Below are 24,969 nucleotides of genomic sequence, written 5' to 3' on the forward strand. Positions count from 1 at the left end.
CGGTCTTCCGGGGCGCCGCCGACTTCGACCTCGAGCTGCTCGAGAGCCGCACGCTCGACGGCCGCATCCAGGAGCTCCTCTACCGGCCCACCCTGCACGCCTGAGCCCGCGCCGAGCTCCCCGGCTCCCGGTCAGGACCGCACGACCCGGTAGTCCAGGAGCACGATGCCGGACGGGAAGGGTCGGCACCGTCTCAGTTCGAGTCTCGTGCTCGACGTCATCGCGCCGAAGAAGGGGACGCCGCCGCCGAGGACGACGGGGACGAGGGAGACGCTCAGCTCGTCGACGAGGCCGAGCTCCAGGAGACCGGTGACCAGCCGTCCGCCGCCGTAGACGCAGATGTCCTTGCCGGGCTCGACGTCGGACCGCACCGTGTCGATCAACCGCGTCAGGTCGCCGGCGTACGGGCGCACGTGCGGGCCGGCGGCCAGGCCGGCGTCGTGGGTGACCACGTAGGTCGGCACGGCACCGAGGCCGGCGGTGCCGCCCAGCTCCCGGTACGTGGTGGCGCCGATGACGTAGGCGCCGGTGCGCGCCTCGGTGTCGGCGAACCCGTAGTCCTCGCCCGGGGCCATGGCGTCGTTGAGCCAGGCCAGGTCCCCGGACGCCGACTGGATGTAGCCGTCCAGGCTGGCCGCCATCCCGGCGAAGACCGTCGCCATGGCCGACGAGCGTAGGCCGGAGGAACCCCTATGCGGGCCGGCCGTCCGCGCCGGGCTCGTCGAACAGCAGCCGGTCCAGGCCCCGCCGCACGCCGGGCGCCTCGGCGACCCTCCGGATCGCCAGCAGCGTGCCGTCGGCGTAGGGAGCCGGGGACTCGCCGGTGTCGTGGCGGAGGGTCAGCCGCTCCCCGCCCGCGGCGAAAACCACCTCCGTGGCCAGCACGAAGCCCGGCAGCCGCACCGAGTGCACCCGGGTCCCCGCCACGTCGGCGCCACGGGCCTCGGCGGGCCCGTGCAGGTCCGGCAGCGGGACCGCGGACCCGGGGGTGCGCACCTGCCCCAGCGTCTCGGCGAGCTCACGCGCGGTGCCGCTCGGCACGTCGGGCTTCGTGGCGGAGGCGTAGTCGACGACCTCCCAGTGGCCGACGTGCCGGGCGGCCAGCGTGGCGGCCCGCTGCAGGACGGCGGCCATGACCGAGAAGTTGCCCGAGGCGATCATCCCCACGCCGTGCTCGCGGGCGAGGCGGTCGAGGTCCGCGTAGTCGTCGGCGGTCAGCCCGCTGGAGCCGACGACCACGTGCACGCCGGCCCGGACCGCCGTCTCCACGCCCTCCCGGACGGCGGTGGCACTGGTGTAGTCGACGAGCACGTCGGCCTCGACCGACGCCAGGGCCTCGGCGACCGTCGCGGAGACCGGGCCCGGACTGCCCGACGCCGTCACGTCGGAGAGGCGCCGCCCGGCGGCGGACCGGGAGACCCCCGAGACCAGCACCAGGTCGTCGGCGGCGTCGATCGCGGCCACGATCGGAGGCGCCGTCCAGCCGGTGACACCGGCGAAGCAGATCCTGATCACCCGTCGAACCTAGGGCTCCCCGGCCGTCTGCCGCCCGAGGAACGATGAGTCGAGGCGTCGGCGCGGGTCTCTCCCGCAGTTGCACCGACCAGGAGGCTCCGAGCGACATGGCCAGACCACAGGACGACGCCCTCTGGGCACTCGCGCACGCCGAGCGGGCCGCGCTGGCGGAGGACCTGTCCGGCCTCGGCGAGACGCAGTGGCGGCACGGCACCCTGTGCGGGGAGTGGGACGTCGAGCAGGTCGTCGCCCACCTCACCGCCGCGGCGAGCATCGGCCGGTGGCGGTGGCTGCGGAGCATGCTCGGTGCGCGCCTCCGCCCCGACGTGCACAACCAGCGCCGGCTGGCCGAGCACCGCGGCAGCACCCCCGCTGAGACGCTGCGGCTGTTCCGCGCCGTCATCAGCAGCACCACCGCACCGTCGTCCCACACCCCGGCCTATCTCGGCGAGGTCGTCGTGCACGCCCAGGACATCCGCCGGCCGCTGGGGCTCGCCCGGACACCGGACGTCGACGCGCTGACACCCGTGGCCCGGTTCTTCGCCGGCCGGGACTTCACCGTCCCCGGCCGCACCCACGCCGCCGGCCTCCGGCTGGAGGCCGACGACGGGCCGTTCGCCGCGGGCGCCGGCCCCCTGGTGCGCGGATCGACCCTCGCGCTGGTGATGGGCATGGCCGGTCGCGCACCGTACGTCGACGAGCTCGAGGGCCCCGGCGTCCCGATCCTGCGGTCGCGCCTCCAGGGCGTCGCGGTCTGAGGTGTCGCGGTCTGAGGCGTCGCGGTCTGAGGCGTCGCGGCCGGGATCGCCGCCGGCCCCCGGTCGACGGCGCCGTCGGGGAGACTGCCGGCGTGCGGCCGCTGACGAGGACCGAGCTCGCGCTGCTCGACGCACTCCTCCGCCACCCGTTCGACGGTGTCGAGGAACTCCGCGCGCAGGTCCGCGACGTCAGCGCGACACCCGGCTGCACGTGCGGCTGCGGGACCCTCGACCTGCACGTGCCCGACACCGCGCCCCGGTCGTCGGCCGAGAGCCCCGTGCCGCTGGAGGGGACGGTGGTCGGCGCCGGCGGCGAGCCGGTCGGCGGGATCCTGCTGTTCGCCCACGACGGTCGGCTGTCCTGCCTGGAGGTCTACTCCCTGGCCGACGACCCGCTGCCGATGCCGGGTCCGGAGCAGGTGCGCTGGGGCCCGCCGCCCGAGCCGTGAGCGGCACTCCCGGGAACGGGAACGGCTCAGCCGTCACCCGCCTGCGCGAGGATCGCCCCGCTGCGGGAAACCACCGAGGAGGAACGCCGTGACCGATGCCGGCACGCCAGCGGCGACCGGGTACGCACCGGTCAACGGGGTGCGGATGTACCACGAGGTGCACGGGGCGGAGTCGGGCGCGACCCCGGTCCTCCTCCTGCACGGCGCCTACATGTCGGCCGGCGACCTCGCGCCGCTGGTGTCGGTGCTCGCGGTCACCCGGCAGGTCGTCGTCCCCGACCTGCAGGGCCACGGCCGGACGGCCGACGTCGACCGGCCCCTCACCTACGAGGGCATGGCCGACGACGCCGCCGCCCTGCTGGCGCACCTCGGCATCGGCCACGCCGACGTGATGGGCTACAGCATGGGCGGCGCCGCGGCGCTGCAGGTGGCCGTCCGCCATCCCGACGTCGTCCGCCGGCTCGTGGTCGTCTCGGCGACGCACTCCAGCACGGGGATGCAGCCGGAGCTGCTCGAGATGGTCCCCGGCATCACGCCCGAGATGTTCGCCGGCTCCCCGATGGAGGCGTCCTACCAGGCGCTGGCCCCCGACCCCGGGCACTTCCCGGTCCTCGTCCAGAAGCTCAAGACCCTCGACGAGACGCCCTTCGACTGGCCGGCCGAGGACATCCGCGGGATCGCCGCCCCCGCCATGGTCGTCGCCGGGGACGCCGACGCCGTCCGCGCCGAGCACGTGGTCGAGCTCTTCCGCCTGCTCGGCGGCGGGGCGATGGGTGACCTGGCCGGCCTGTCCCGGGCACGCCTGGCGATCCTGCCGGGGTCCACGCACTACATGCCGCCGGGCAGCGGCGTGCTCGACCGGCTGGACTGGCTGCTCCCGATGGTCCTCGCGTTCCTCGACGAGCCCCCCGAGGGCACGCCGTGAGCCTCGCGCGCGACCTCGGCTACCGGTTCCGCCCGCCGAACGCGGTGCAGCGGGCGATGCAGGTGGCGGTCGCGTCGCGGCCGGGAGCGTGGGTGCTCGCCCGCACCCTGCCACCGGTCGACACCTGGGTGGGCCGGCTCAGCGGAGGCCGGACGAGCGTGCCGGAGGCCGGGGCAGGCCTGCCGGTCCTCGACGTCACCACCACCGGCCGGAGGACCGGACAGCGGCGTACCACGCACCTCGTGGCCGTTCCGTTCGCGGACACCCTCGCGCTGATCGGGTCCAACTTCGGACAGCCGGCCACCCCCGCGTGGGCGCTGAACCTCGAGGCCGACCCGCGGGCCACCGTGACCTACCGGAACCGCACGATCGAGGTGGTGGCGCGGCCGGCCACCGACGACGAGGCGGAGCAGGTGATGGCCGCGGCGGCACCGCTGTACCTCGGCTACGCCGCCTACCGGCGCCGCATCGGCGAGCGGCGGCGGCTCCGGGTCTTCCTCCTCGAGCCCGCCTGAGCTCCGCGTCCCGCCCGCGCGGGTTCCCCGGGGACCGGCCGGGTAGCGGGACGGCATGGACCTGCTCGCCCTGCCCCGTGCCGTGACGGCGTCCGCGCTCGCCCTGGGGACGGCGGTGCGCGGCGCCCGGGTCTTCCACCCCCGCGGGCAGGCGTCGGCCGGCACCGTCCTCACCGACGGCGGCGGCAGCTGGGGCGCCCGGCTCCTCGACGAGGCGGACCGGCACGACGTCGTCGTCCGGGTCTCGCGAGCGGTGGGGCTGCCCGCGCCGCTGCCCGACGTCGTCGGCCTCGCCGTCCGCTTCGGCGGGCTGGGGAAGGACGGGGGACCGCTGGACCTGCTGGTCAACACCGCCGGCGGCCCGCCCGGCCTGCGCCACCTGTTCCTGCCGGCGCCGATCGGCCGGACGTTCTCCTCCGTGCTGCCCCACCGCACCGGCACCGGCCGCACCGTCATGCTGGGAGCGCGCAGCGACGGCGACGGCTGGGAGCTGCTGGCGGCTCCGCTCGCCGGCGGCTGGACCCGGTGGGGACGGCTGACCCTCGGCGCGGCGCTGCCGGACGCGGAGTCCGAGGAGCTGCGCTTCCTCCCCACCCTCGGCGCCGACGACCTGCAGCCGGTGGCGCTGTTCCGTGCGGTCCGCGACCTCTCCTACCGCGAGAGCCAGGCGCTGCGCCCCTAGGACGGCCCTCGCTCGACGCTCACCGTTGCATCGGCCGGCTGTGGTTCGGGCTGTCGGGGTCCAGCAGCGAGTGCTTGCGGCCGTAGGTGAAGTAGATGACGAACCCGATGGCCAGCCACACCCCGAAGCGCGCCCACGTCTCCCAGGGCAGCTGCCAGATCAGGAACAGCGACGCCAGCACCCCGAAGGCGGGCACGAACGGCATGAAGGGGAGGCGGAAGGAGCGGGGCGTGTCCGGCCGGGTGTAGCGGAACAGGATCACCGCGACACAGACGACGATGAACGCCGACAGGATGCCGATGTTCGTCAGGTCCGCCACGGCGCGGATCGGGAAGACGCCGGCGAGCACGGCCGACCCGATGCCGGCGATCCAGGTCACCCGCTGCGGGGTGCCGCTGTGGTCCACCTTGGCGAACCACCGGGGGAGCAGCCCGTCGCGGCTCATGGAGAACCAGACGCGGGTGACGCCGAGCAGGAAGGTCAGCATCACGGTGAGGATCGACAGCACCGCGAAGACCGAGATGATGCTGGCGATCGCCGAGAGCCCGACGCTCTCGAAGGCAGAGGCGAAGCCGGCGGTGGGGTCGATGTCCCGGTAGTCCTGCATGCCGGTGAGCACGAGTGTGGCGGCGACGTAGAGCAGCATGGCGATGATCAGCGAGTACACGATCGCCTTGGGCATGTGCTGTTTGCCGTCCTCGGCCTCCTCGGCCGCGGTGCTCATGGCGTCGTAGCCGAAGACCGCGAAGAAGACGGTGGCCGCGCCCGTGAGCACCGGGCCGAACCCGGACGGCAGGAACGGGTCGTAGTTCCCGGCATCGACGTAGAAGACGCCCAGTCCGATGATGCCGAGGATCAGTGCGATCTTGATGCCGACGGCGATGACCTCGAACCGGCCGAACGTCTTCGTCCCGCGGCTGAGGATGAAGGTGACCAGCAGGCAGATCAGGACGGCCGGGATGTTGACGACGCCGCCCTCCTCGGCGGAGGCGGTGATCGACGTCGGCAGCGTCAGCCCCAGGCCGTCGAGCAGGGCCTCGAGGTAGCCGGAGATGCCGATCGCCACGACCGCGACGATGGCGATGTACTCCAGCAGCAGGTCCCAGCCGATGAACCACCCGATGATCTCGCCGAGGGCCACGTAGCCGTAGGTGTAGGCCGAGCCGGCCCGCGGGATCATCCCGGCGAACTCGGCGTAGGACACCGCCGCGGCCGCCGACGCCAGGCCCGCGACGAGGAACGCGATGAGCACCGCCGGTCCGACGCCGGGGTTGTCCGCGTCGCCGTGGGCCACCAGGCCCGCGAGGGAGAAGATCCCGACGCCGATGATGCCGCCGACGCCGATCGCGGTCAGCTGCCAGAGCCCGAGGCTCTTGGCGAGCGTGCCGCCGGCGTTGCGCTCCTGCTCGTCCTCCATCTGCTCGACGGGCATGCGCCGCCAGATGGAGCGCTGGTCGCGAGTGCTCATGGGCGTCCCCTCGTCACGGGCCCCGTGGGAGGACAGGGTGCCCGCCCTCCGGTGGGTCGGCAAAACGAGCCGCCCGGCCCCCGGGGCGGCGGAGGCCGGTCAGCGGCCGGCGGCCGTCCGCTGCCACTCGCGCGGGCTCATCCCGTACGCGCCGCGGAACCGGCGGGCGAAGTGGCTGGCGTCGGCGAACCCGCACGCGTGGGCGACGGCGGCGATCGGCCGCTGCCGGCCGGCGGGGGAGGACAGCCGGTTCCGCGCCGCCTCCAGCCGCTGGCCGATCACCTCCTGCTCGAAGCTGGCCCCCGCGCCGGCGAAGGCCTTGTAGAGCTGGCGCAGCGAGACCCCGTGCGCCCGGGCGACCGCCGCCGGGGTGAGGTCGGGATCGGTCAGGTGCCGCGCGACGTGGGCGCGGACGCGCGCAACGAGCGTGTCCTCGCGGACCGCCGGCCCGTGCCGGGGGTCTCCGGCCGCCGAGACCACCAGCGCGCGCACCAGCTCGACGGTCGCGGCGCCGAGCGCGGCCGCGCCCGGGTCGGCCGACAGCTCGGCGGCGTCGTCGGCGAGCCGCTGCAGGTGGGCGCGCACCAGGTCGTGCAGCGGGCTGGCGCGCAGCCGCGGCGTCGCCCGGCGGACGACGTCGACCGGCAGGCCGAGCTGGTCTCGGGGGACCAGCAGCGCGCGGGACCCGCCGCCTGTCGCGCAGGCGAACCCGTAGGGCGCGGCCATGTCCACGAGCACCAGGTCGCCGTCCCGGACGAGCTGCTCGTGACCCAGCTGGGCGAACTCGCCGCGGCCGCGGTGCTGGAAGGCCAGGCAGACCACGGGTGCGGCGTCGCGGGCCAGGTGCCGCGGGGTGCGCACCATCCGGAAGCGCGTCGCGTCGGTGGCCAGCAGCGCGGCCGTCCCGTAGGGGAACAGCTGCACGCGCGCCTGCACCGCGGCGGGCTCGTCGCGGGGCTCGACGCGGCAGGACGCCGACGCCTCCTGCATCGCGACGCGGAACGCCTCGGCGCGGTCGGCGCGGGGGAGCGGGGTGGTGTCGAAGAGCAGCATCGCGCCGTCCTGGGGCTGGGGCAGCTGGCGTCCCCCGTGGACGCCGCCGAGCCTGGCAGAGCGCGGTCGGGACCGGAACCCGCGGACGTGCAGGCAGGGACCGGAGTCCTGCACGCACGGCCCGGTTCCCGACCGGGCGGGCTGCCAGGCTCCGGATGACCGGCCACCACCGTCGAGGGAGCGACCGTGACCACTCCGCCGTCCGCACCGGACACCATCGTCCTGGTCCACGGGTTCTGGGTGACCCCGCGCAGCTGGGAGCACTGGAAGACGCACTACGAGGGCCGCGGCTTCCGCGTGCTCACCCCGCCCTATCCCGGCTTCGAGGGCGAGGTCGAGGCGCTCAACGCCGACCCGACGCCGATCGCCGACGTGACGCTGCCGGCGATCGTCGAGTCCCTGTCCGCCCTGGTGCGCGGCCTGGACCGCCCGCCGATCCTGATCGGCCACTCCGCCGGCGGCACGATCGTGCAGCTGCTGCTCGACCGGGGTCTCGGCGCGGTGGGCGTGGTCCTGAACTCGGCACCGACCGAGGGTGTGACCGTGATCCCGCTCTCGCAGCTGCGCTCGGCGTGGGCGGTGCTGAAGAACCCGGCCAACCGGCACCGCGCCGTCGGGCTGACCGAGGAGCAGTGGCACTACGCGTTCACCAACACGTTCAGCGACGAGGAGTCCCGGGCTCTGTACCAGCGGTACCACGTGCCGGCGTCGGGCCGGATCCTGTGGAACTCGGTGCTGGCCAACCTGATGCCCGGCCCGCAGGACGCGCACGTGGACTACGCCAACGACGCCCGGCCGCCGCTGCTGTTCGTGTCCGGCGGGGAGGACCACATCCAGCCGCCGGCGGTCCAGCGGTCGAACGCGAAGCACTACCGCGGCGACACGGTGACCGAGCTGCGCGAGTACCCCGGCTACGCCCACCTGCTGCCCGCGCAGGCCGGCTGGGAGCGGATCGCCGACGAGGTCCTCGACTGGGCGCTGGCCCACGCCACGGGCCCGCGGTCGCAGGTGGCCGGCGCGCAGTGAGCGCCGTGTGAGGCTCACGCACGTCGGCGGGCCGACGCTGCTGGTCGAGGTCGCCGGCCGCCGGCTGCTCACCGACCCGACCTTCGACCCGCCGGGGCGGCACTACTCCTTCGGCTGGGGCACCGGGTCGACGAAGACGGGCGGCCCGGCGCTCTCCCCGGACGACGTCCTGCCGGTCGACGCGGTGCTGCTCACCCACGACCACCACGCCGACAACCTCGACGACGCCGGCCGGGCGCTGCTGGCCCGGGTGCCGGTCGTGGTGACGACCGCTCCGGGCGCGCGCCGGCTCGGCGCCGGCGTGCGCGGGCTGCGGCCCTGGGAGACCACGGTCCTCGACGGCCCCGGCCGCCCGCCGCTGGAGGTGATCGCCACCCCGGCACGGCACGGCCCGCCGCTGAGCCGCCCGGTCGTCGGCGACGTCGTCGGGTTCGCGGTGCGGGAGCCGGGACGCACCGACGGCGTCCTGTGGATCTCCGGCGACACGGTCGCCTTCCCCGGGCTCCGGCGGGTCGCCGAGCGGCTGCGGGTCGACGTCGCCGTGCTGCACCTGGGCGGCGTCCGGTTCCCGGTGAGCGGGCCGGTGCGGTACTCCATGACCGGCCGGCAGGCCGCGGCCGTGGTCCGGTTGACCGCGCCGCGGGTCGTCGTCCCGGTGCACTCCGAGGGCTGGAGCCACTTCCGCCAGGGACGGGAGGGTGCCGAGCGCGACCTGGCCGCCGCGCCGGAGGAGGTCCGCCGGCGCGTGCGCTGGCTCGAGGCGGGCGTCCCCACCGAGGTCTGATCCCGAGCCGTCCCTGCTGGCCCTCCCGCGGGCGGAGGCCGATCGTGGGGCGATGACGGTCACCGCACTGCCGGCGCGGGCCCGATGGGTCTGGGACGCGCGCGACCGACCCGCGCGGTCCGCGTCTCCACCCACCCGGCGCAGGGCCTGCTCGACCTGAGCATCTGGCGCGACGACCTGTGCGTCGGGACCGTCAAGCTGCGCCCCGACGAGGTGGCCGGCCTGGTGTCCGGGCTGACCGACGGCCTCGCCCGGCTCGCCACCACACCACCGCCCGCAGCGGGCTCGGCGTCGGTCACCGACCTGCAGACGCGGCTGGCCGCCGTCGAGTCGCGGCCGGCGGCCCCGCGCCCGTCCGCGGCCGCCCGCCTGCGCGCCCTGGCCGTCCGCGTGGGCGGGCACCTGCCGCCGGCCCTGCGCGGCTGGGCTCCGCTCGTACCCTCGGGAGGATGAGCGTCGCCCCCGCCCTGACCGTCGCCCTCGGCGACCGCTTCGCCACCGCCCTGCCGGAGATGGCGCTGCCCTGGCAGGCCGCGGAGACGCCGGACCCGCGGCTGCTCGCGCTCAACGAGCCGCTGGCGGCCGAGCTCGGCCTCGACGCCGACGCGCTGCGCACCCCCGAGGGCGTCGCCCTGCTCACCGGCACCGCCGTCCCCGAGGGCGCCCGGCCGGTGGCGCAGGCCTACGCCGGCCACCAGTTCGGCTACTACAACCCGCGCCTCGGCGACGGCCGGGCGCTGCTGCTCGGCGAGCTGACCGGCGCCGACGGCCGGCTCTCCGACCTGCACCTCAAGGGCTCGGGCCGCACGCCCTTCTCCCGCGGCGCCGACGGGTACGCCGCCGTCGGGCCGATGCTGCGCGAGTACGTCGTCAGCGAGGCCATGGCCGCGCTCGGCATCCCCACCACCCGCTCGCTGGCCGTCGTCGCCACCGGCCGGACGGTCCGCCGCGAGACCCTGCTGCCCGGCGCGGTCCTCGCCCGGGTGGCCGGCAGCCACCTGCGGGTGGGCAGCGTCCAGTTCGCCCGGGCCACCGGCGACGACGACCTGCTGCGCCGCCTCGCCGACGAGGCCATCGCCCGGCACCACCCCGCCACGGCCGGCGCCGAGCAGCCGCACCTCGCGCTGTTCGAGGCGGTCGTCGCCGCGCAGGCCGACCTGGTGGCGCGGTGGATGCTCGTCGGCTTCGTGCACGGCGTGATGAACACCGACAACATGACGCTGTCGGGCGAGACCATCGACTACGGGCCGTGCGCGTTCATGGAGGCCTACGACCCCGACACCTGGTTCAGCTCGGTCGACGAGGGCGGGCGCTACCGCTACGGCAACCAGCCGCTCGCCGCGGAGTGGGACCTGGCCCGGCTGGCCGAGGCGCTGCTGCCGTTGTTCGCCGAGGAGCAGGAGCAGGCGGTCGCCCTCGCGGTGGAGGCGCTCGGCCGGTTCCGTCCGCTCTTCGACGCCGCCCTGCTGGCCGGCTGGCGGGCCAAGCTCGGCCTGCCCGAGGGGCTCGACGACGACGTCGCGCGGGCCCTGGTCGACGACCTGCTGGCGCTGCTGCTGGCCAACCGGGTCGACCTGACCTCGTTCGTGCGCGGGCTGGGCCGGGCCGCCCGCGGCGACGCCGAGCCGGCCCGCGAGCTGGTCCTCGACCTCGCCGCCGTCGACGCCTGGCTCGAGCGGTGGCGGGCGCTGGCTCCCGACGCCGACGCCATGGACCGGGTCAACCCGGTGTACGTGCCGCGCAACTCCCTGGTCGAGGAGGCGCTGACCGCCGCCACGGCCGGTGACCTCGCGCCGTTCGAGCGCCTGGTCGAGGTGGTCCGCCGCCCGTTCGACGAGCGCCCGGGCCTGGAGCGCTACGCCGCGCCGGGGCCGGAGGGCCCCTTCGTCACCTACTGCGGCACCTGAGGCCGGCGCCGCGGTTGCCGGTACGGCCCGGCGGGTCGATGCTGCGGCATGGCCTCGAAGAAGCGGTCCGGCCCCTCGGTCGAGGAGTCGCCGCAGTCCACCCGCAAGGTCGACAGCGCCTGGTACGAGAAGGAGGTCGCCCGGCTGCAGGTGGAACTGGTCAAGCAGCAGGAGTTCGTCCGTGCGCAGGGGCTGCGCGTCGTCGTCGTGTTCGAGGGGCGTGACGCCGCCGGCAAGGGCGGCGCGATCCAGCGCATCACCGAGACGCTGAACCCGCGCGCCGCCCGGGTGGTGGCCCTGCCGGCGCCCAGCGAGCGCGAGCGGGGGCAGTGGTACTTCCAGCGCTACGTGCAGCACCTGCCCACCCGCGGCGAGATGGTCCTGTTCGACCGGTCCTGGTACAACCGCGCCGGCGTCGAGCGGGTCATGGGCTTCTGCACCGACGAGGAGTACGAGGAGTTCCTCCGCTCCTGCCCGGAGTTCGAGCGGATGCTCGTGCGCAGCGGGATCATCCTCCTCAAGTACTGGTTCTCGGTGAGCGACACCGAGCAGGAGAAGCGGTTCCAGGCGCGGCTGCAGGACCCCACCAAGCGCTGGAAGCTCAGCCCGATGGACCTCGAGGCGCGCAACCGCTGGGTCGAGTTCTCCAAGGCCAAGGACGCCATGTTCGCCGCCACCGACATCCCCGAGGCGCCGTGGTGGGTGGTGGAGGCCGAGGTCAAGAAGCGGGCGCGGATCAACGTCATGAGCCACCTCCTCGACCAGGTCCCGTACGAGGACCTCACACCCGAGCCGCCGGAGCTCCCGCCGCGCCCGCCGGTCGACGAGGACTACGAGCGCCCGCCCATGGACAGCCAGCGCTTCGTGCCCGACGTCGTCCCCTGACCGCTCAGCGCGGTGCCGGGCGCAGCGCGGCGATGCCGGCCGCCCAGGCCCGCCCGGTCAGGCCGTCGTCGGGGAAGCGGCCGGTGAGCTCGAGCAGCACCATGCCGTGCACGAAGCCGAAGGCCGCGCGCGCCCGCTCCGGGCTGCCCGTCGCGCGCAGCAGCGGCGCCGCGGTGCGCGCCTCGAGGCCGGCGGGGAGGTCGGCGCGGGGGAGGGGCCGGTCGGTCATCAGGCGGTACAGGTGCGGATGGGCCCGGGCGAAGGCGCGGTAGGCCGCGACGAAGGCCGGCAGCGGGTCGTCGGACCCCGCGGTGGCGGCCTCGAACGCCGCGGCCGCCTCCTCGAAGCCGGCCACGGTGAGGGCGACCTCGAGGGCGGGCTTGCCCGGCACGTGCTTGTACAGCGACGGCGCCCGGATGCCGAGCGCCGCGGCGATCCGCCGCATCGTCAGCGCCTCGGGACCCTCCCGCTCCAGGAGGTCCCGGGCGACGGCGACGATCTCCCGGACGCGCGGCGAGGCGGGGTCAGCCACGGGCGCGGGCCCGCTCCGCGCGCTCCTTGAGCGCCTGGTTCATCGCCTCGAAGGCGGGCAGCGTGCCCCGGTCCAGGGTCCGTGCCACCAGGGGGACGAGCACGCCGCGGAAGGTCTCCTCCTGCACGAGACGGGTGCCCGACCCCGACGGCTCGAGGCGGAAGACGTGCTCGGCGTCCATCAGTCCGGGCAGGCCCAGCCGGCCGAGCCACCGCAGCTCCCGGGCCGGCGCGACCTCGAGCAGCCGCGGGCGCACGGTCAGCGCCCTGCCGCCCACCGGCTGCATGCGCAGCGACAGCCGGCCGTTCCGGACGACGTCCCCCTCCGCGCGGACGATGAACGGGTTCCACTCCGGATAGGCGCGGAGGTCGGTGAGCTCGGCCCACACCCGCTCCCGGAGGGCGGCGATGTGGACCTCGGTCGTCAGGATCTTGGTCATGGACGGCTCCTCGGCAGGTGGTGCCACCCAGGGTGGCTAACGGTGTTAGCCAGTGTCAAGGGGGTCGGCGCGAGCGCGGTCCGCGGGTCGGTGGTCGCAACGCGGTCTCGCCGGAGCCGCAGGCCTGCACCGAGCGCGGGACGGACCTACGCTCGTCGGGCCGAGGGCGGACGGCAGCCCGGAGGGGGCGGTGAGCATGACGCGGAGCCCGGACTTCCTGCCGGTCCTGAGCCGGGGCCGGCACCGCACGCCCGTGCGCGGGGCGTGCTTCCTCGAGTACACGGCGCTGCTGGCCGGTGAGGCGTTCAGCGACGCCCCGGCCTGTGTCGACGCCGAACTGGCCGCGGTGCTGCGGCACGCGAACGACGTCCTGTCCGACGCCGACCGGCCGCGCCTGGTGCCGCTGCTCGGCCGGGCGATCGGCCTCGTCGTCCCCGCGGTGGACGCGGGACGCCTGCGGCGGGAGGTCGCCGGCCGGTTCGCGGCAGCCGTCGGGGTCCCGCTGTCGGTGGAGGAGCGGCGGTGGGCGGACGGTGCCGACGTCGACCGGCTGTTCTGGTCGCTGATGCTCGAGCCGGTGCCGGTGAGCACCTCGGCGGCGTGGGTGGACCGCCTCGTCGAGCGCCTGGACCTGCTGCACGGCTGCTTCGAGTCGGTCGTCGCGGAGCTGACCGCCCGGCCCGCGCCCGCGGCGGGCTGACGGCCCGGGTGACCCAGCCGCCGGCTGTCGTCCGCGTGCGCGGGGAGGCCACCGCCGACTACGCGCCCGACCGCGCGACGCTCGCGGTGCACGTCCGCGAGTCGTCACCCGACGGCCGGTCCGACGCGCTGGCGCGGGCCTCGGCGGTGGCCGCGGACCTGCGCGCGGCGCTCGACGGCGCCCCGGGGGTCCGCCGCGTCGTGCTGTCGCAGGTGTCGGTGCACGAGCGGTGGGCGTGGGACCCGGCCGCCGGCACCCACGAGCGGGCCGGCTGGGAGGCGACCGTCGGCGGGACCGTGCAGGCCGACGCCGGTGCGGTCCCGGAGGTGGCCGAGGCGGTGGCCGCGGCCGGTGCCGGGATCGCCGGGGTCTCCTGGGAGCTCGATGACCCGGCCGCCGCGCGCCGCGCCGTCCGCCGGGCCGCCGTGGACGCCGCCCGGGAGGCCGCGGAGGACCTCGCCGACGCCGTCGGCCGGCCGCTCGGGGCGCTGCGCGAGCTCGCCGACCCCGGGCTGTCCTCGGCGGTCGCCGGCGGCCCGGAGACGCCGGCGGTCATGGCCCGCGGCTCGGCCGGCGGGAGCCCGGCGCTCGACCTCGATCCGCAGGACGTGACCGTGCACGCCGTCGTCGAGGCCACCTACGCGCTCGGGGACTGACCGCGGGCTGGTGCCATGATCAGGCCGTCGGCGTCGAGGTCGGCGTCAGCGCTGGTCAGGCCGCCGTCGATCCGTTCCTCGCGCGCGCACGCCGTCGACCGGTCCGGCCCTCCGCGTCAGGAGGGCGGCTGGTCGTCGCCTGGGTCGACGTCGTCTGGCGGTGGGTCGGGTGCCGGTGGTGGTGGTCGCATGCCCGGTGGGCGGGTCGTCCTGGTGATCCCGGAGGGTGTGGTCACGGTGAGGACCCCGTCGGGGCTCAGGTGGAAGCGCCAGCCGCGGGCGAAGGTCTTGAGGCGGTGGTGGCTGCGGCACAGGCAGCACGGGTTCGCGCAGTCCGTCGCCCCGCCGCAGGCGTGCGGGATGACGTGGTCGGCGTCGGCCCAGCCGACGCGCCGGCCGCAGGTGGGGAACCGGCAGGTGCGGTCCCGGGTGCGCACGAAGCGGTCCTGCGCGGGCGACGGTGTGTAGCGGTCGACCGGCTCGGGGCGGTCGAGCACCGCACACTCGCAGTCCTCACCGTCCCGGTCGGCGGGGTGGTCGGGGCAGCCGCGGCGGGCCAGCCGGCGGAGCTGGTCGAGGATGCCGGTGGCGCGCAGCGTGCCGTCGGTGTCGGTGAGCGCCAGCGTCACCGAGTCGCCGTCGGGGATGCGCACGCCGAGGGCGTCGAGCTGGGCGAGCAGGTGCGTGCTCCGGGGGCACCGGCGCGCAGACCCAGCTGCCCGCGCCGGGCCGGCGGACGAGCGTCGCGTCGAAGGGCACGCGCCCAGCCTGCCGGAGGGGGACGACGGGTCAGCCGGCGAGGACCAGCCCGACGACGGCCAGGGGCACGGCCACGAAGAGGAAGACGCCGACCGGCCCGAGGGCGTCGCTGGGCTCGGGCTGCTCCCGCTCCGGCCCCATCCCGAGGAAGGCGCGGGAGTCGGAGGTCTCGGCCCGGGTCACCACCGTCCCGCCGAGCAGTCCGATGAGCCCGGCGACCACGATCAACGTGATCCCGAGTCGCGCTCCGAACCCGCCGTCCGCCACCGCCACCCACACGCCCGCCGCGGCGCAGGCGAGGGCGGCGCCCACGGCCAGCATCACGGCGGCCTGCCGGAGTCCCCGGACCACGTGCACGGACCGGACCGTAGCGGTGTGGATCAGGCGGCGAGCGCGCTCAGCACGTCCCGCGCGCGGGTCCACAGCAACGCGCCGCCCTCGTCGTCGAGCACGGTGTGCCGGGCGCTCGGGATCCGGACCGCCAGCGTCCGGCCGAGGTCGGGGGAGTGGACGGTGCTGGTGTCCTGCGCGCCGTACCAGAGGTGGACCGGCACGGTCAGCTCCTCGGGCGGCACCGGCCAGGGACCCAGCGCGGTGACCAGGTCGCGCGCGTAACCGGCGGCGCCCTGGTCGAACCCGTCGTCGAGGGCCGCGCGGACGGCGGGGCCGAGGTCGGTGCCCTCGTACCGCGCCCGGTCCACGGGTGCGGCGGTGGTGAGGACGACCTGCCACAGCCAGTCGGCGCTCGCGACCCGGGCGATCTCCCGCTCGAAACCGGCCGGGTCGGCGTCGGCGGCGTCGAGCATCCCGGCCACCTCGGGCACCAGGAGGTGGCGCTGGGCGCGCAGGTCGTCCTGCCCGGAGACCAGCGCCACGGCGTCGAGCAGGCCGGCCCCGGCCAGCGCGACGGCGAACGGGGCGCCCTGCGAGAAGCCGACGCCGAGGACGCGGCGCAGTCCGAGCGCGCCGACCAGGTGCCCGACGTCGGCGGCCCACGATCCGTACGTCTTCGCCGGGTCCGCCGAGGACCGGCCCAGGCCGGGACGGTCGAGGGCGAGCAGCCGCAGTTCCAGCCCGGGCAGGACGTCGGTCCCGAAGCCGAGGACGCCGCTCATCCCCGCGCCGGGACAGAAGAGAACCGGCCGGCCGTCCGACGGCCCCCACTCCGTCCACGCGAGGTCGCGGCCGTCGGGGAGCCGGGTCGAGGACGGGGTGCCGGGCGTGGTCATGCGTCTCCTCCGGTCGGGTCGTCCAGGGGATCGTCGCACCTGCAGGAACAGCCACCTGACCTGCCCGGATCCCGTACGTCTTTCGGCTTGAGCGGCGCGCTGCCCTGGGACGGCTGCGCCGTCCGTGACGTCCGGGACGACGCGGCGGACGGTGTCCCGGTACCGGCCGGGACCGGGTCTGTCGCTGTGTCACCGTCCTCGCCGTGCCCGTCCCCCGACCCAGGAGCGCAGCGTGACCGGCCTCGTGCTGGCCGCCGCGGCGCTGAGCGGCGCGGCGGTCGGCCACCTCGTCGACCGGGCCGCTGCGCGCTTCCCGTGGCCGCGCCCGGCCACGGTCGGCGCCGTCCTCGGCGGACCCGGGGGAGCGGTCCCGCGCGGACTGCTCGAGGTGGCGACCGCGGCGCTGTTCGTCCTGGCCGCCCTGCGCTTCGGCCCCACGGCCGAGTTGCCGGCGTGGCTGTGGTTCGTGGCGGCCGGCGTCCTGCTCAGCGTCATCGACCTGCGCGAGCGGCTGCTGCCCAACCGGGTGCTGCTGCCCGCGACGGTCGGCGCGCTGCTGCTGCTCACCGGAGCCGCGGCCGTGGGGGACCGGTGGGACGACCTGGTGCGCGCCGCCCTCGCCGGCGTGGCGGCCTTCGGCGTCCTGCTGCTCATGGCGCTCGTCTCGCCGGCCGGCATGGGCATGGGCGACGTCAAGCTGGCCGGCCTGCTCGGCCTGCTGCTCGGCTGGCTCGGCTGGCCGGTGGTCCTCGCCGGGTTCTTCCTCGGCTTCCTCCTCCAAGCGGTGCTCGGCCTCGCCCTGATCGCCCTCCGGCGGGCGGGACGGCGGACCGAGCTCCCCTTCGGGCCGGCGCTCGTGGCCGGCGCGCTGGTCGCCGCAGTGCTCGCCGGCACCTGGCAGGGGCTGCTGTGAGGGCCCCGTCGGACCGCCCTGACGCCCGGTCGGGTGTCACCCGTCGCCCGTCCCGGTGGTCCTCGACGGCGCTCGTGACCCCGGCGGACACCCTCACGACAGCTCCGACCGCCGCTCGGTCGTCTCCGGCTCGGCAGGGGCCTGAGCTGCACGAACGTCCCCCGGATCCTGCCGTGGGAGCGCGGCGTCTCACCCCCCTGGGGGGAGAACCACAGCCGTGCTCTTCACCCGCCCGGTCGGCTGGCCGACTTCCTGTGTGCAAGCCGCGACACCGCGTCACTCGGACCCGGGACCCGTCGCCGGCCGACACCCAGGAGAGCACCGTGACCACCCTGTTCCAGAGCCTCTACACCCTGACCTTCATCGCCGCCGACCGCGTCGTGACCCGGATGGAGACCGTCAAGGAGGAGAAGGGCGCCAGCGCCGTCGAGTACGCCCTGCTGGTCGCGGCCGTCGCCGCCGCCATCGGTGCGGCCGTCCTGGTCCTCAAGCCGAAGCTGTCGGGCCTCTTCAACAGCCTCACCGTCCCCGCCTGACCCCGGGCGGTCTCTCTTCACCGTCGTCGGGTCCTGAGAGGCGGCGTGGTCCCACCGAGACCACGCCGCCTCCGGCCCGTCCAGCCCCGCCCCGACAGACCCGCCCCGAGAGGAGAGCCGAGACCATGGGTGCTCGATCCAGCCGGCCGCGCACGCTGCGCACCCGGCTGCTCGGTCAGCGCGGCGCTGCCGCCGTCGAGTTCGCGCTCGTGGTCCCGATGCTGCTGCTCCTGCTCATGGGCATCGTCGAGTACAGCCGCGTCTACCAGGCCCAGGGCACCGTCTCGGCCGCTGCCCGCGAGGGCGTCCGCGTCATGGCGCTCACCAACAACGCCAGCCAGGCGCGCAGCGCCGCACAGACCGCCGGCAGCCCGCTCAGCCTCCCGAACTCCGGCTTCGTCTGGTCGTACTCGCGCGGCGGCCTCTCCTCCTGCTCGAACGCCCAGCCGACCGACACCGTGACGCTCAAGATCACCTACCGTCAGCTCTTCGCCTCCGGTCTCCTCGGCCGCACCTACGTCGACGTCGTCGGCACCGCGAGCATGCGATGCGGCGGCTGACCCGCGCGCTGGTGCGGCGGCTGCTGCCCCGTCGCCTCGCCGGGGAGCGCGGCGCCTCGGCCATCGCCGTCGCCCTGCTCATCGTCCCGCTGCTCGGCTGCGGTGCGATCGCCGTCGACGTCGCCTCGCTCTACTCCGACCGCACGCAACTGCGCAACGGCACCGACGCGGCGGCCATCGCCATCGCCTCCGACTGCGCCCGGGGCGCCTGCGGCAACACCGCCAGCACGGCAACGGGCCTGGTGACCTCCAACACCGTCCGCGCCCGCGCCGCCCGTGCGACGACGAGCGCCCCGACCGTGAGCGTCTCCGGCCGGCAGGTGACCGTCACCGCGTCGGCCGACCAGGCGCACTGGTTCGCCCCGCTCCTCGGCTCCAGCTCCAGCCGGGTGACCGCGACCAGCCGCGCGTCCTGGGCGCCCACCTCCCAGGGGCTGGCCAAGTTCCCGCTCGTCATCAGCTGGTGCGAGTACGTCGGCCAGATGGCCCGCGACAGGAACGGCAACGCCACCATCCGCGTCAACGCGACCACCGATCTGGGCAGTACCGACACCTGCACCGGGCCGGACGGGACGACGCAGGTCCCGGTCGGCTACGCGGTGACCAACGGTGACAACGGCAACGCCTCCTGCGGCACGACGTCCCGGATCGGCAGCACGGTGACCCAGTACACCGGCATGTACACGACGTCCTACCGGCTGCCCGTCAGCTGCACCAACGCCTACCTGGGCAGTCTCATCGGCACCACCGTGCTCGTGCCGATCTGGGACCAGGTGACCGGGCCGGTCGGCGCTCAGTCGCTGCGGGTCTTCGCCTACGCCGCCTTCTACCTCGAGGGCTACGACTACATCAACCGGTCCGACGACCCGGCCCTCGTCGGCCGGTTCTCCCGTGCCGCCCTGCCCTCGGAGGTCGGGACGCCCGCCTCGGTGTCGCGCAGCGCGACGGACCTCACCACGTTCGACCCCGCGTACCGCGGCGCCTACTCCGTGTTCCTCGATCCCCAGGGATGACTCCCATGCGACGTCGCCTCATCGCCGCACTCGCGGCCCTCGTACTCGCCGTCCTCGGCGCGGTCGTGCTCGTCGACTACGTACGCAGCGCGGATGCCCGCGCCCAGGCCGGCGAGGAGCTCGTGACCGTCCTCGTCGTCGACGCCCAGGTGCCGGCCGGCACCGATGCCGCCGCCGTGGCAGGCGTGGTGAGCGAGGTCCAGGTGCCCAGCCGCCTGGCCGCTCCCGGCAGCATGGCCGACCTCGGCGTCGTGAGCGGGAAGGTCACCACCGCACCGCTGCTCCCCGGGGAGCAGGTCCGCGCCGAGCGCTTCGTCGACCCCGCCTCGCTCACCGAGCCCGGCACCGTGCCCCCCGGCATGGTCGAGGTCACCGTGGCCCTCGACGCCCAGCGTGCGGCCGGCGGCGTCCTCGCGGCCGGGGACAAGGTCGGCGTGCAGCTGACCAGCCAGCTCCCGGAGGTGGACGGGCTGGCTGCCTACACCGTCTTCCGGGTCCTCCACGACGTGCTCGTCACCCGCATCACCAGCGTCGACGAGACCGCCGCCAACGGCGGCCACCTGGTCACGCTGGCCGTCTCGCGTGCCGATGCAGAGGCCGTGGTCATCGGCTCGACCGCCCAGGCCCTCTACCTCTCGCTCGAGGACGCCGCCTCGTCCGGCGACACCACCCTCACCACCACCGGAGACGACAAGTGACCCAGGTCCTCACCGTCGGCGTCGGCGCCGACCTCGTCCAGCAGTTCGCCGCTGCCAGTGGCGGCGACATCCTCAGCCTCGGTGTCGAGGCGCTCGACGCCGACGGCGGGCTGCCGGCGCGGATCGCCGAAGCCGGCACGCCGCACGTCGTCGTCCTCGGCCCGGCCGTGCCGCTCGAGCGGGCCTTCACCCTCGCCGGCCACGTCGACGTCACCGCGCCGGCCACCAGCGTCGTCGTCGTCGCCCCGCCCGACCCCGACCTGTGGATGTCGGCCATGCGTGCCGGCGTCCGCGACGTCCTCGGTCCCGACGCCGGTGCCTCCGACGTGGCCGCCGTCCTCGGCCGGGCAGCCGACCTGGCCCGCGCCCGGTGGGAGGCCACCCAGGCCGGCTCGGCCCACCGGCCGGAGCACCGGGTCGTCGTCGTCACCTCGCCCAAGGGCGGGGTCGGCAAGACCACCGTCTCGACCAACCTCGCCGTGGGCCTGGCCCAGGCGGGCGTCGGCTCCGTGGTCATCGTCGACCTCGACGTGCAGTTCGGCGACGTCGCCAGCGCGCTGGCACTGGCGCCGGAGTACTCGCTGCCCGACACCGTGCACGGGGCGGCCAGCAACGACCCGCTGGTGCTCAAGACGTTCCTCACGCGGCACCCGACCGGCCTCTACGTCGTCGCCGGCAGCGAGTCGCCGGCCGCGGGCGACGCCGTCACCGCCGAGCAGGTGGGCCGGCTGATCGAGACGCTGAGCTCCGAGTTCCGCTACGTCGTCATCGACACTGCCCCGGGCCTGCCCGACCACACGCTCATGGCGCTGGAGAAGGCGACCGACCTGGTGCTGATGAGCAGCCTGGACGTGCCGGGCGTGCGCGGGCTGCGCAAGGAGCTCGACGTCCTGCAGGAGCTCAACCTGGTCCCGGCCGGGCGGCACCTGGTGCTGAACATGGCCGACTCGGCCGGTGCCCTGTCGATGAGCGACGTCGAGACCACCGTGGGCACGCCGCTGGACGTCGTGCTGCCGCGCACCAACGCCGTCACGCTGTCGACCAACACCGGCTCCCCGCTGCTGCAGACCGGCAGCCGCGACGCCGTCGCCCGCGGGCTGCAGACCCTGCTCGGCCGGCTCCTGCCCGACGCCGGCCCGCGCCGCTCCGGCCTCTTCGGCCGCCTCCGGGCCGGGTCCCGGTGAACCTCAACGACCGGGTCGCCCTCGCGCGCGGCGAGGCCGCCCTCGGCGCCGACCCGATCCGGGTCGCGCGCAGCGCGCCGGAGACGCACGAGGCCGGGTCGCTCGCGACCCGCGCCGCGGCGGCCCACTCGGCTCCCGAGGCCGGGGTGCTGCCCGGGCCCCGGCCGGCCGCCGAGGGCGGTGTCGCGCCGGCGGTCCCGGCCGGTGACGCGCTGGGCCGGCTGAAGGACCGGGCGCGCCGGGCACTGTTCGAGCGGCTCGGGGCCAAGCTCAGCGACCCGAACATGCCCGAGGAGCAGCTGCACGCCATGGTGCGTGCCGAGCTGCAGCGGGTGGTGGCCAACGAGCAGACGCCGCTGTCGCCGGAGGACCGCCGCCGGCTCATCCACGAGATCACCGACGAGGTGCTCGGCCACGGGCCGCTGCAGCAGTACCTCGACGACCCCGCGGTCAGCGAGATCATGGTCAACGGGCCCGACGCCGTGTACGTCGAGCGCAACGGCCGGATCAGCCGCACGCCGGCGTCCTTCGCCGACGAGCAGCACCTGCGCCAGGTGATCGAGCGGATCGTGTCCCGGGTCGGCCGGCGCATCGACGAGTCCTCGCCGCTGGTCGACGCGCGGCTGCTGGACGGCTCGCGGGTCAACGCCGTCATCCCGCCGCTGGCCTTCAGCGGCTCCACGCTCACCATCCGCAAGTTCAGCCGCGACCCGTTCCAGGTCGCCGACCTCATCTCCTTCGGGACGCTGTCGCCGGAGATGGCCGAGCTGCTGCGGGCCTGCGTCGAGGCGCGCCTGAACATCGTCGTCTCCGGCGGTACCGGCACCGGCAAGACGACGCTGCTCAACGTCCTCTCGTCCTTCATCCCGGAGAACGAGCGGATCATCACCATCGAGGACGCCGTCGAGCTGCAGCTGCAGCAGGACCACGTGGTCCGGCTGGAGTCGCGCCCGCCGAACATCGAGGGCAAGGGCGCGGTCACCATCCGCGACCTGGTCCGCAACTCGCTGCGGATGCGGCCCGACCGCATCGTCGTCGGCGAGGTCCGCGGTGGCGAGAGCCTGGACATGCTCCAGGCGATGAACACCGGTCACGACGGCTCGCTGTCGACGGTGCACGCCAACACCCCGCGCGACGCCATCGCCCGGCTGGAGACGCTGGTCCTCATGGCCGGCATGGACCTGCCGCTGCGCGCCGTCCGGGAGCAGGTCGCCTCGGCCGTCGACGTCATCGTGCAGATCAGCCGGCTGCGCGACGGCACCCGCCGCGTCACCCACGTCACCGAGGTCCAGGGCCTCGAGGGCGACACGGTGACGCTCCAGGACGCCTTCCTCTTCGACTACTCGGCCGGGACCGACCTCAACGGCCGGTTCCTCGGCAAGGCCGTGCCCACCGGGGTGCGCCCGCGCTTCACCGAGCGGTTCACCGAGCTCGGCATCCACCTCTCGCCGCGCGTCTTCGGCGTCGCACCGCAGCGGTCCTCGTTCGGGGGGCGCGGCTGATGCACCCCGTCCTCTGGGCCGCCGTCGCGCTGGTCGCGTTCGGTCTCGCCGGGGTGGTCCTCGCCCTCGCGCTGCCCGGCCGGCCCCGCGTCGGCCTGGAGCGGCTCGCCCCGGGTGCCCGTCCGGCCGCCGGCCGGCTGACCGGGGCGGCGGACGACACGACGGCGCTGGCCAACCGGCTGCTGCGCCGCACCGGCCGGCTCGACCAGTTCGAGACGGCGCTGGAGCGTGCGGGCATCGCCAGCAGCCCGGCCGACGTCGTGGTGATCGTCGCCGGCTCCACCGTCGGCGCGCTCGTCCTCGGAGGGCTGCTCGGCGGCGTGCTGCTGGCGGTCCTGTTCGGCGCCCTCGTACCCGCCAGCGCCGTCGCCGTCGTCGTCAACAAGCGGGACAAGCGCCAGGCCGCCTTCGCCGACCAGCTCGACGACGCCCTGCACCTCATGGCCAGCAGCCTGCGGGCCGGGCACAGCGTGCTGCGCGCCCTCGACGCCGTCTCCCGGGACACCCCGGCGCCGACGTCGGTCGAGTTCTCCCGGGTGGTCAACGAGACCCGGGTGGGCCGCGACGTCAACCGGGCGCTGGAGGAGGTCGCCGAGCGGACCGACAGCAGGGACTTCAGCTGGGTCGTGCAGGCGATCGCCATCCACCGGGAGATCGGCGGCAACCTGGCCGAGGTGCTCGACCGGGTCAGCACCACCATCCGGGAGCGCAACGCGCTGCGCCGGCACGCGCGGTCGCTGTCGGCCGAGGGCCGGCTGTCGGGCATCGTCCTCATGACACTTCCGGTGGCGGTGGCCGGGCTGCTGTCCCTGGTCTCCCCGGACTACTTCGACCAGCTGACCGGCACCGGCACGGGTCTGGTCCTGCTCGCGATCGCGGCGGGATTGATGGTCGTCGGCGGCTTCTGGCTGCGCGCCGTGGTGAAGGTGAGGTTCTGATGCCCGGAGTCGTGCTCGCCGCCGTCATGGCGGTCGTGCTGCCGCTGGCCCTGTCGGTGCACGTCGTGCTGTCCCGCCCGGGCCGGGTGCTCGCCATCGCCCGCCGTAACCTGACCCGCGGCCTGTTCGCCAGCTCCTTCGAGGTCGGCACGCTGGAGTCGCGGCGCACCGGCTGGGGCGCGCTCCTGCGGGCGCTCACCCCCGACGGCTCCGCCCGCCGCGTCCGCGGCCTGCTCGACCTCGCGGGCCGCCCCGAGGGCTGGACGATGACCCGCCTGCTGTGGGCGAAGCTCGGCCTGGGCGTCCTGGCCGCCGTCGTCGGCCTGCTGCTCGGCACCTCCTCGCCCGGCCCGTTCACCGTCCTGCTGTCCGTCGTGCTCGTCGGCGCCGCCTACCACGTGCCGGAGATCGTGCTGCACAGCCGCGGGCAGGAGCGGCAGCGGGCCATCGCCCAGGAGCTGCCCGACGTCCTCGACCAGATGACCATCGCGGTCGAGGCCGGCCTCGGCTTCGAGGGTGCGCTGGCCCGTGCCGCCGCCACGGGCACCGGACCGCTGGCCGGCGAGCTGGTGCGCACCCTGCAGGACGTCACGGTCGGCCGTCCCCGCCGGGAGGCCTACGAGGCGCTGGTCCGGCGCACCGAGGTGGAGGACCTGCGCCGCTTCGTCGGCGCCATCAACCAGGCCGACGCCTACGGCATCGCGGTGGTCGACGTGCTGCGCGTGCAGGCCGACGAGATGCGGCTCAAGCGACGGCAGCGCGCCGAGGAGCAGGCGATGAAGGTGCCCGTGAAGGTCACCTTCCCGCTCATGGCCTGCATCCTCCCGGCGCTGATGATCGTCGTGGTCGGCCCGTCGATGATCGGGCTCACCCAGGTCTTCTGAGCACTCCAGACCGGCGCTCCTGGCCTGGACACGCGACGGCCGCGCACCCACCGGGTGCGCGGCCGTCGTCGTGTGCGGGAGGGGTCAGCGCGGCTGACCGGGGTTGGTGGGGTCGCCCTGCGACGGCGGGTTGATCTTCGGGCCGGTGGTCGCCTCGGACACCTTGGAGCCCGCGGACGCGGCCACCGGGTCGTCGGCGGCCGCGGCGGCCGGGTCGCCGCCGGAGGGCTGGGCGCCCTCCTCCAGCGACTTGAGCCGGTTGCCCATGGCGATGACGACCTTGAGGCGGTTCGCGTGGGCCTTCTCGTAGTCCAGCAGTGTCTGCAGGCCGGTGGCGTCCAGCGTGCGGATGCGCGAGATCAGTCCATCCACCGGCAGGTGGTCGTAGTCGGGCAACGGCAGCTGGTCGTGCTCGGTCATGGCCACCGCCTACCCGTCCGACCCGGATCCACACGGTGT

The 24,969-nt window shown here is 75.2% G+C and carries 31 protein-coding genes; 21 read left to right on the forward strand and 10 right to left on the reverse strand.

Annotated elements, in window-relative coordinates; translation table 11 throughout:
- Window positions 1–131: 131 nt before the first annotated feature.
- Window positions 132–662, reverse strand: a complete 531-nt coding sequence (locus HLV61_RS07645; protein WP_369253942.1) for a dihydrofolate reductase family protein — start codon at window positions 660–662, stop codon at window positions 132–134.
- Window positions 663–690: 28 nt separating this feature from the next.
- A complete protein-coding gene (gene dapB / locus HLV61_RS07650) occupies window positions 691–1,515 on the reverse strand; it encodes a 4-hydroxy-tetrahydrodipicolinate reductase (protein ID WP_369253944.1) in 825 nt (274 codons plus the stop codon).
- A gap of 107 nt (window positions 1,516–1,622) precedes the next feature.
- Between dapB and HLV61_RS07655 the strand changes: the two genes are divergently transcribed.
- The 5 genes from HLV61_RS07655 to HLV61_RS07675 all read left to right on the forward strand — a co-directional run bounded on the left by HLV61_RS07655 (window position 1,623) and on the right by HLV61_RS07675 (window position 4,844).
- Entirely contained in the window at window positions 1,623–2,273 is a 651-nt protein-coding gene (locus HLV61_RS07655) for a maleylpyruvate isomerase family mycothiol-dependent enzyme (protein ID WP_369253946.1), read from the forward strand.
- Window positions 2,274–2,365: 92 nt separating this feature from the next.
- Entirely contained in the window at window positions 2,366–2,722 is a 357-nt protein-coding gene (locus HLV61_RS07660; RefSeq protein ID WP_369253948.1) for a hypothetical protein, read from the forward strand.
- 88 nt (window positions 2,723–2,810) lie between these two features.
- Window positions 2,811–3,647: an alpha/beta fold hydrolase gene (locus HLV61_RS07665; RefSeq protein WP_369253950.1), complete on the forward strand. Its 837-nt coding sequence runs from the start codon at window positions 2,811–2,813 to the stop codon at window positions 3,645–3,647.
- Window positions 3,644–4,162, forward strand: coding sequence for a nitroreductase family deazaflavin-dependent oxidoreductase (locus tag HLV61_RS07670; RefSeq protein WP_369253952.1), 519 nt, complete (start codon window positions 3,644–3,646; stop codon window positions 4,160–4,162). The genes HLV61_RS07665 and HLV61_RS07670 overlap by 4 nt, the downstream gene beginning before the upstream one ends.
- A 55-nt stretch (window positions 4,163–4,217) precedes the next feature.
- Window positions 4,218–4,844, forward strand: a complete 627-nt coding sequence (locus HLV61_RS07675; RefSeq protein ID WP_369253954.1) for a hypothetical protein — start codon at window positions 4,218–4,220, stop codon at window positions 4,842–4,844.
- A gap of 19 nt (window positions 4,845–4,863) precedes the next feature.
- On the opposite strand, the gene HLV61_RS07680 is transcribed toward HLV61_RS07675, so the two are convergent.
- Together HLV61_RS07680 and HLV61_RS07685 are read right to left on the reverse strand one after the other, a co-directional pair.
- Window positions 4,864–6,312 carry an amino acid permease gene (locus tag HLV61_RS07680; protein WP_369253956.1) on the reverse strand — a complete coding sequence of 483 codons (1,449 nt, stop codon included), beginning with the start codon at window positions 6,310–6,312 and terminating at the stop codon, window positions 4,864–4,866.
- A 99-nt stretch (window positions 6,313–6,411) separates the two neighbouring features.
- Complete coding sequence (locus HLV61_RS07685; protein ID WP_369253958.1) at window positions 6,412–7,365, reverse strand: helix-turn-helix domain-containing protein; 954 nt, start codon at window positions 7,363–7,365, stop codon at window positions 6,412–6,414.
- Between the two features lie 186 nt (window positions 7,366–7,551).
- Here HLV61_RS07685 and HLV61_RS07690 point away from each other — a divergent pair, with 186 nt between their 5' ends.
- The 5 genes from HLV61_RS07690 to ppk2 all read left to right on the forward strand — a co-directional run bounded on the left by HLV61_RS07690 (window position 7,552) and on the right by ppk2 (window position 11,967).
- On the forward strand, window positions 7,552–8,391 hold the full coding sequence (locus HLV61_RS07690; protein WP_369253960.1) for an alpha/beta hydrolase: 840 nt from the start codon (window positions 7,552–7,554) through the stop codon (window positions 8,389–8,391).
- A 7-nt stretch (window positions 8,392–8,398) separates the two neighbouring features.
- Window positions 8,399–9,175 (forward strand): MBL fold metallo-hydrolase, encoded by a 777-nt coding sequence (locus HLV61_RS07695; RefSeq protein ID WP_369253962.1) that lies wholly within the window; start codon window positions 8,399–8,401, stop codon window positions 9,173–9,175.
- An 84-nt stretch (window positions 9,176–9,259) separates the two neighbouring features.
- Window positions 9,260–9,628, forward strand: a complete 369-nt coding sequence (locus tag HLV61_RS07700; protein WP_369253964.1) for a hypothetical protein — start codon at window positions 9,260–9,262, stop codon at window positions 9,626–9,628.
- The gene (locus HLV61_RS07705) at window positions 9,625–11,082 is read left to right on the forward strand and encodes a protein adenylyltransferase SelO (protein ID WP_369253966.1); all 1,458 of its coding nucleotides are present in this window, start codon (window positions 9,625–9,627) and stop codon (window positions 11,080–11,082) included. Before HLV61_RS07700 ends, HLV61_RS07705 begins: the two co-directional genes overlap by 4 nt.
- Before the next feature lie 48 nt (window positions 11,083–11,130).
- Window positions 11,131–11,967: a polyphosphate kinase 2 gene (gene ppk2 / locus HLV61_RS07710; RefSeq protein ID WP_369253968.1), complete on the forward strand. Its 837-nt coding sequence runs from the start codon at window positions 11,131–11,133 to the stop codon at window positions 11,965–11,967.
- Between the two features lie 4 nt (window positions 11,968–11,971).
- Here the strand turns inward: ppk2 and HLV61_RS07715 are convergent, their stop codons facing one another.
- Together HLV61_RS07715 and HLV61_RS07720 are read right to left on the reverse strand one after the other, a co-directional pair.
- Window positions 11,972–12,499, reverse strand: a complete 528-nt coding sequence (locus tag HLV61_RS07715; RefSeq protein WP_369253970.1) for a TetR/AcrR family transcriptional regulator — start codon at window positions 12,497–12,499, stop codon at window positions 11,972–11,974.
- Window positions 12,492–12,938, reverse strand: a complete 447-nt coding sequence (locus HLV61_RS07720) for an SRPBCC family protein (RefSeq protein ID WP_369253972.1) — start codon at window positions 12,936–12,938, stop codon at window positions 12,492–12,494. Before HLV61_RS07720 ends, HLV61_RS07715 begins: the two co-directional genes overlap by 8 nt.
- 196 nt (window positions 12,939–13,134) lie before the next feature.
- Here HLV61_RS07720 and HLV61_RS07725 point away from each other — a divergent pair, with 196 nt between their 5' ends.
- Both HLV61_RS07725 and HLV61_RS07730 read left to right on the forward strand, forming a co-directional pair.
- On the forward strand, window positions 13,135–13,638 hold the full coding sequence (locus HLV61_RS07725; RefSeq protein WP_369253974.1) for a hypothetical protein: 504 nt from the start codon (window positions 13,135–13,137) through the stop codon (window positions 13,636–13,638).
- 8 nt (window positions 13,639–13,646) lie between these two features.
- Entirely contained in the window at window positions 13,647–14,294 is a 648-nt protein-coding gene (locus tag HLV61_RS07730) for an SIMPL domain-containing protein (RefSeq protein WP_369253976.1), read from the forward strand.
- 116 nt (window positions 14,295–14,410) lie between these two features.
- On the opposite strand, the gene HLV61_RS07735 is transcribed toward HLV61_RS07730, so the two are convergent.
- The 3 genes from HLV61_RS07735 to HLV61_RS07745 form a co-directional block, all read right to left on the reverse strand.
- Entirely contained in the window at window positions 14,411–14,947 is a 537-nt protein-coding gene (locus HLV61_RS07735) for an HNH endonuclease signature motif containing protein (RefSeq protein WP_369253978.1), read from the reverse strand.
- Window positions 14,948–15,083: 136 nt separating this feature from the next.
- Window positions 15,084–15,410 (reverse strand): hypothetical protein, encoded by a 327-nt coding sequence (locus tag HLV61_RS07740; protein ID WP_369253980.1) that lies wholly within the window; start codon window positions 15,408–15,410, stop codon window positions 15,084–15,086.
- Window positions 15,411–15,433: 23 nt separating this feature from the next.
- Window positions 15,434–16,282, reverse strand: a complete 849-nt coding sequence (locus HLV61_RS07745) for an alpha/beta fold hydrolase (protein WP_369253982.1) — start codon at window positions 16,280–16,282, stop codon at window positions 15,434–15,436.
- A 232-nt stretch (window positions 16,283–16,514) separates the two neighbouring features.
- Here HLV61_RS07745 and HLV61_RS07750 point away from each other — a divergent pair, with 232 nt between their 5' ends.
- The 9 genes from HLV61_RS07750 (at window position 16,515) to HLV61_RS07790 (ending at window position 24,510) form a co-directional block, all read left to right on the forward strand.
- Complete coding sequence (locus HLV61_RS07750) at window positions 16,515–17,195, forward strand: prepilin peptidase (protein ID WP_369253984.1); 681 nt, start codon at window positions 16,515–16,517, stop codon at window positions 17,193–17,195.
- Between the two features lie 323 nt (window positions 17,196–17,518).
- Window positions 17,519–17,731, forward strand: a complete 213-nt coding sequence (locus HLV61_RS07755; protein ID WP_369253986.1) for a Flp family type IVb pilin — start codon at window positions 17,519–17,521, stop codon at window positions 17,729–17,731.
- 125 nt (window positions 17,732–17,856) lie between these two features.
- A complete protein-coding gene (locus tag HLV61_RS07760) occupies window positions 17,857–18,291 on the forward strand; it encodes a TadE/TadG family type IV pilus assembly protein (RefSeq protein WP_369253988.1) in 435 nt (144 codons plus the stop codon).
- Window positions 18,279–19,304, forward strand: coding sequence for a pilus assembly protein TadG-related protein (locus HLV61_RS07765; RefSeq protein WP_369253990.1), 1,026 nt, complete (start codon window positions 18,279–18,281; stop codon window positions 19,302–19,304). The genes HLV61_RS07760 and HLV61_RS07765 overlap by 13 nt, the downstream gene beginning before the upstream one ends.
- 5 nt (window positions 19,305–19,309) lie before the next feature.
- Entirely contained in the window at window positions 19,310–20,002 is a 693-nt protein-coding gene (locus HLV61_RS07770; protein ID WP_369253992.1) for an RcpC/CpaB family pilus assembly protein, read from the forward strand.
- Complete coding sequence (locus HLV61_RS07775) at window positions 19,999–21,186, forward strand: AAA family ATPase (protein WP_369253994.1); 1,188 nt, start codon at window positions 19,999–20,001, stop codon at window positions 21,184–21,186. The genes HLV61_RS07770 and HLV61_RS07775 overlap by 4 nt, the downstream gene beginning before the upstream one ends.
- On the forward strand, window positions 21,183–22,688 hold the full coding sequence (locus HLV61_RS07780) for a CpaF family protein (RefSeq protein WP_369253996.1): 1,506 nt from the start codon (window positions 21,183–21,185) through the stop codon (window positions 22,686–22,688). The genes HLV61_RS07775 and HLV61_RS07780 overlap by 4 nt, the downstream gene beginning before the upstream one ends.
- Window positions 22,688–23,626, forward strand: a complete 939-nt coding sequence (locus tag HLV61_RS07785) for a type II secretion system F family protein (RefSeq protein WP_369253998.1) — start codon at window positions 22,688–22,690, stop codon at window positions 23,624–23,626. Before HLV61_RS07780 ends, HLV61_RS07785 begins: the two co-directional genes overlap by 1 nt.
- Window positions 23,626–24,510, forward strand: coding sequence for a type II secretion system F family protein (locus HLV61_RS07790; protein WP_369254000.1), 885 nt, complete (start codon window positions 23,626–23,628; stop codon window positions 24,508–24,510). Before HLV61_RS07785 ends, HLV61_RS07790 begins: the two co-directional genes overlap by 1 nt.
- 84 nt (window positions 24,511–24,594) lie before the next feature.
- On the opposite strand, the gene HLV61_RS07795 is transcribed toward HLV61_RS07790, so the two are convergent.
- Window positions 24,595–24,930, reverse strand: coding sequence for a hypothetical protein (locus HLV61_RS07795; protein WP_369254002.1), 336 nt, complete (start codon window positions 24,928–24,930; stop codon window positions 24,595–24,597).
- Window positions 24,931–24,969: the final 39 nt, after the last annotated feature.

Source organism: Geodermatophilus amargosae (assembly GCF_041028265.1).
Taxonomy (GTDB): domain Bacteria; phylum Actinomycetota; class Actinomycetes; order Mycobacteriales; family Geodermatophilaceae; genus Geodermatophilus; species Geodermatophilus amargosae_A.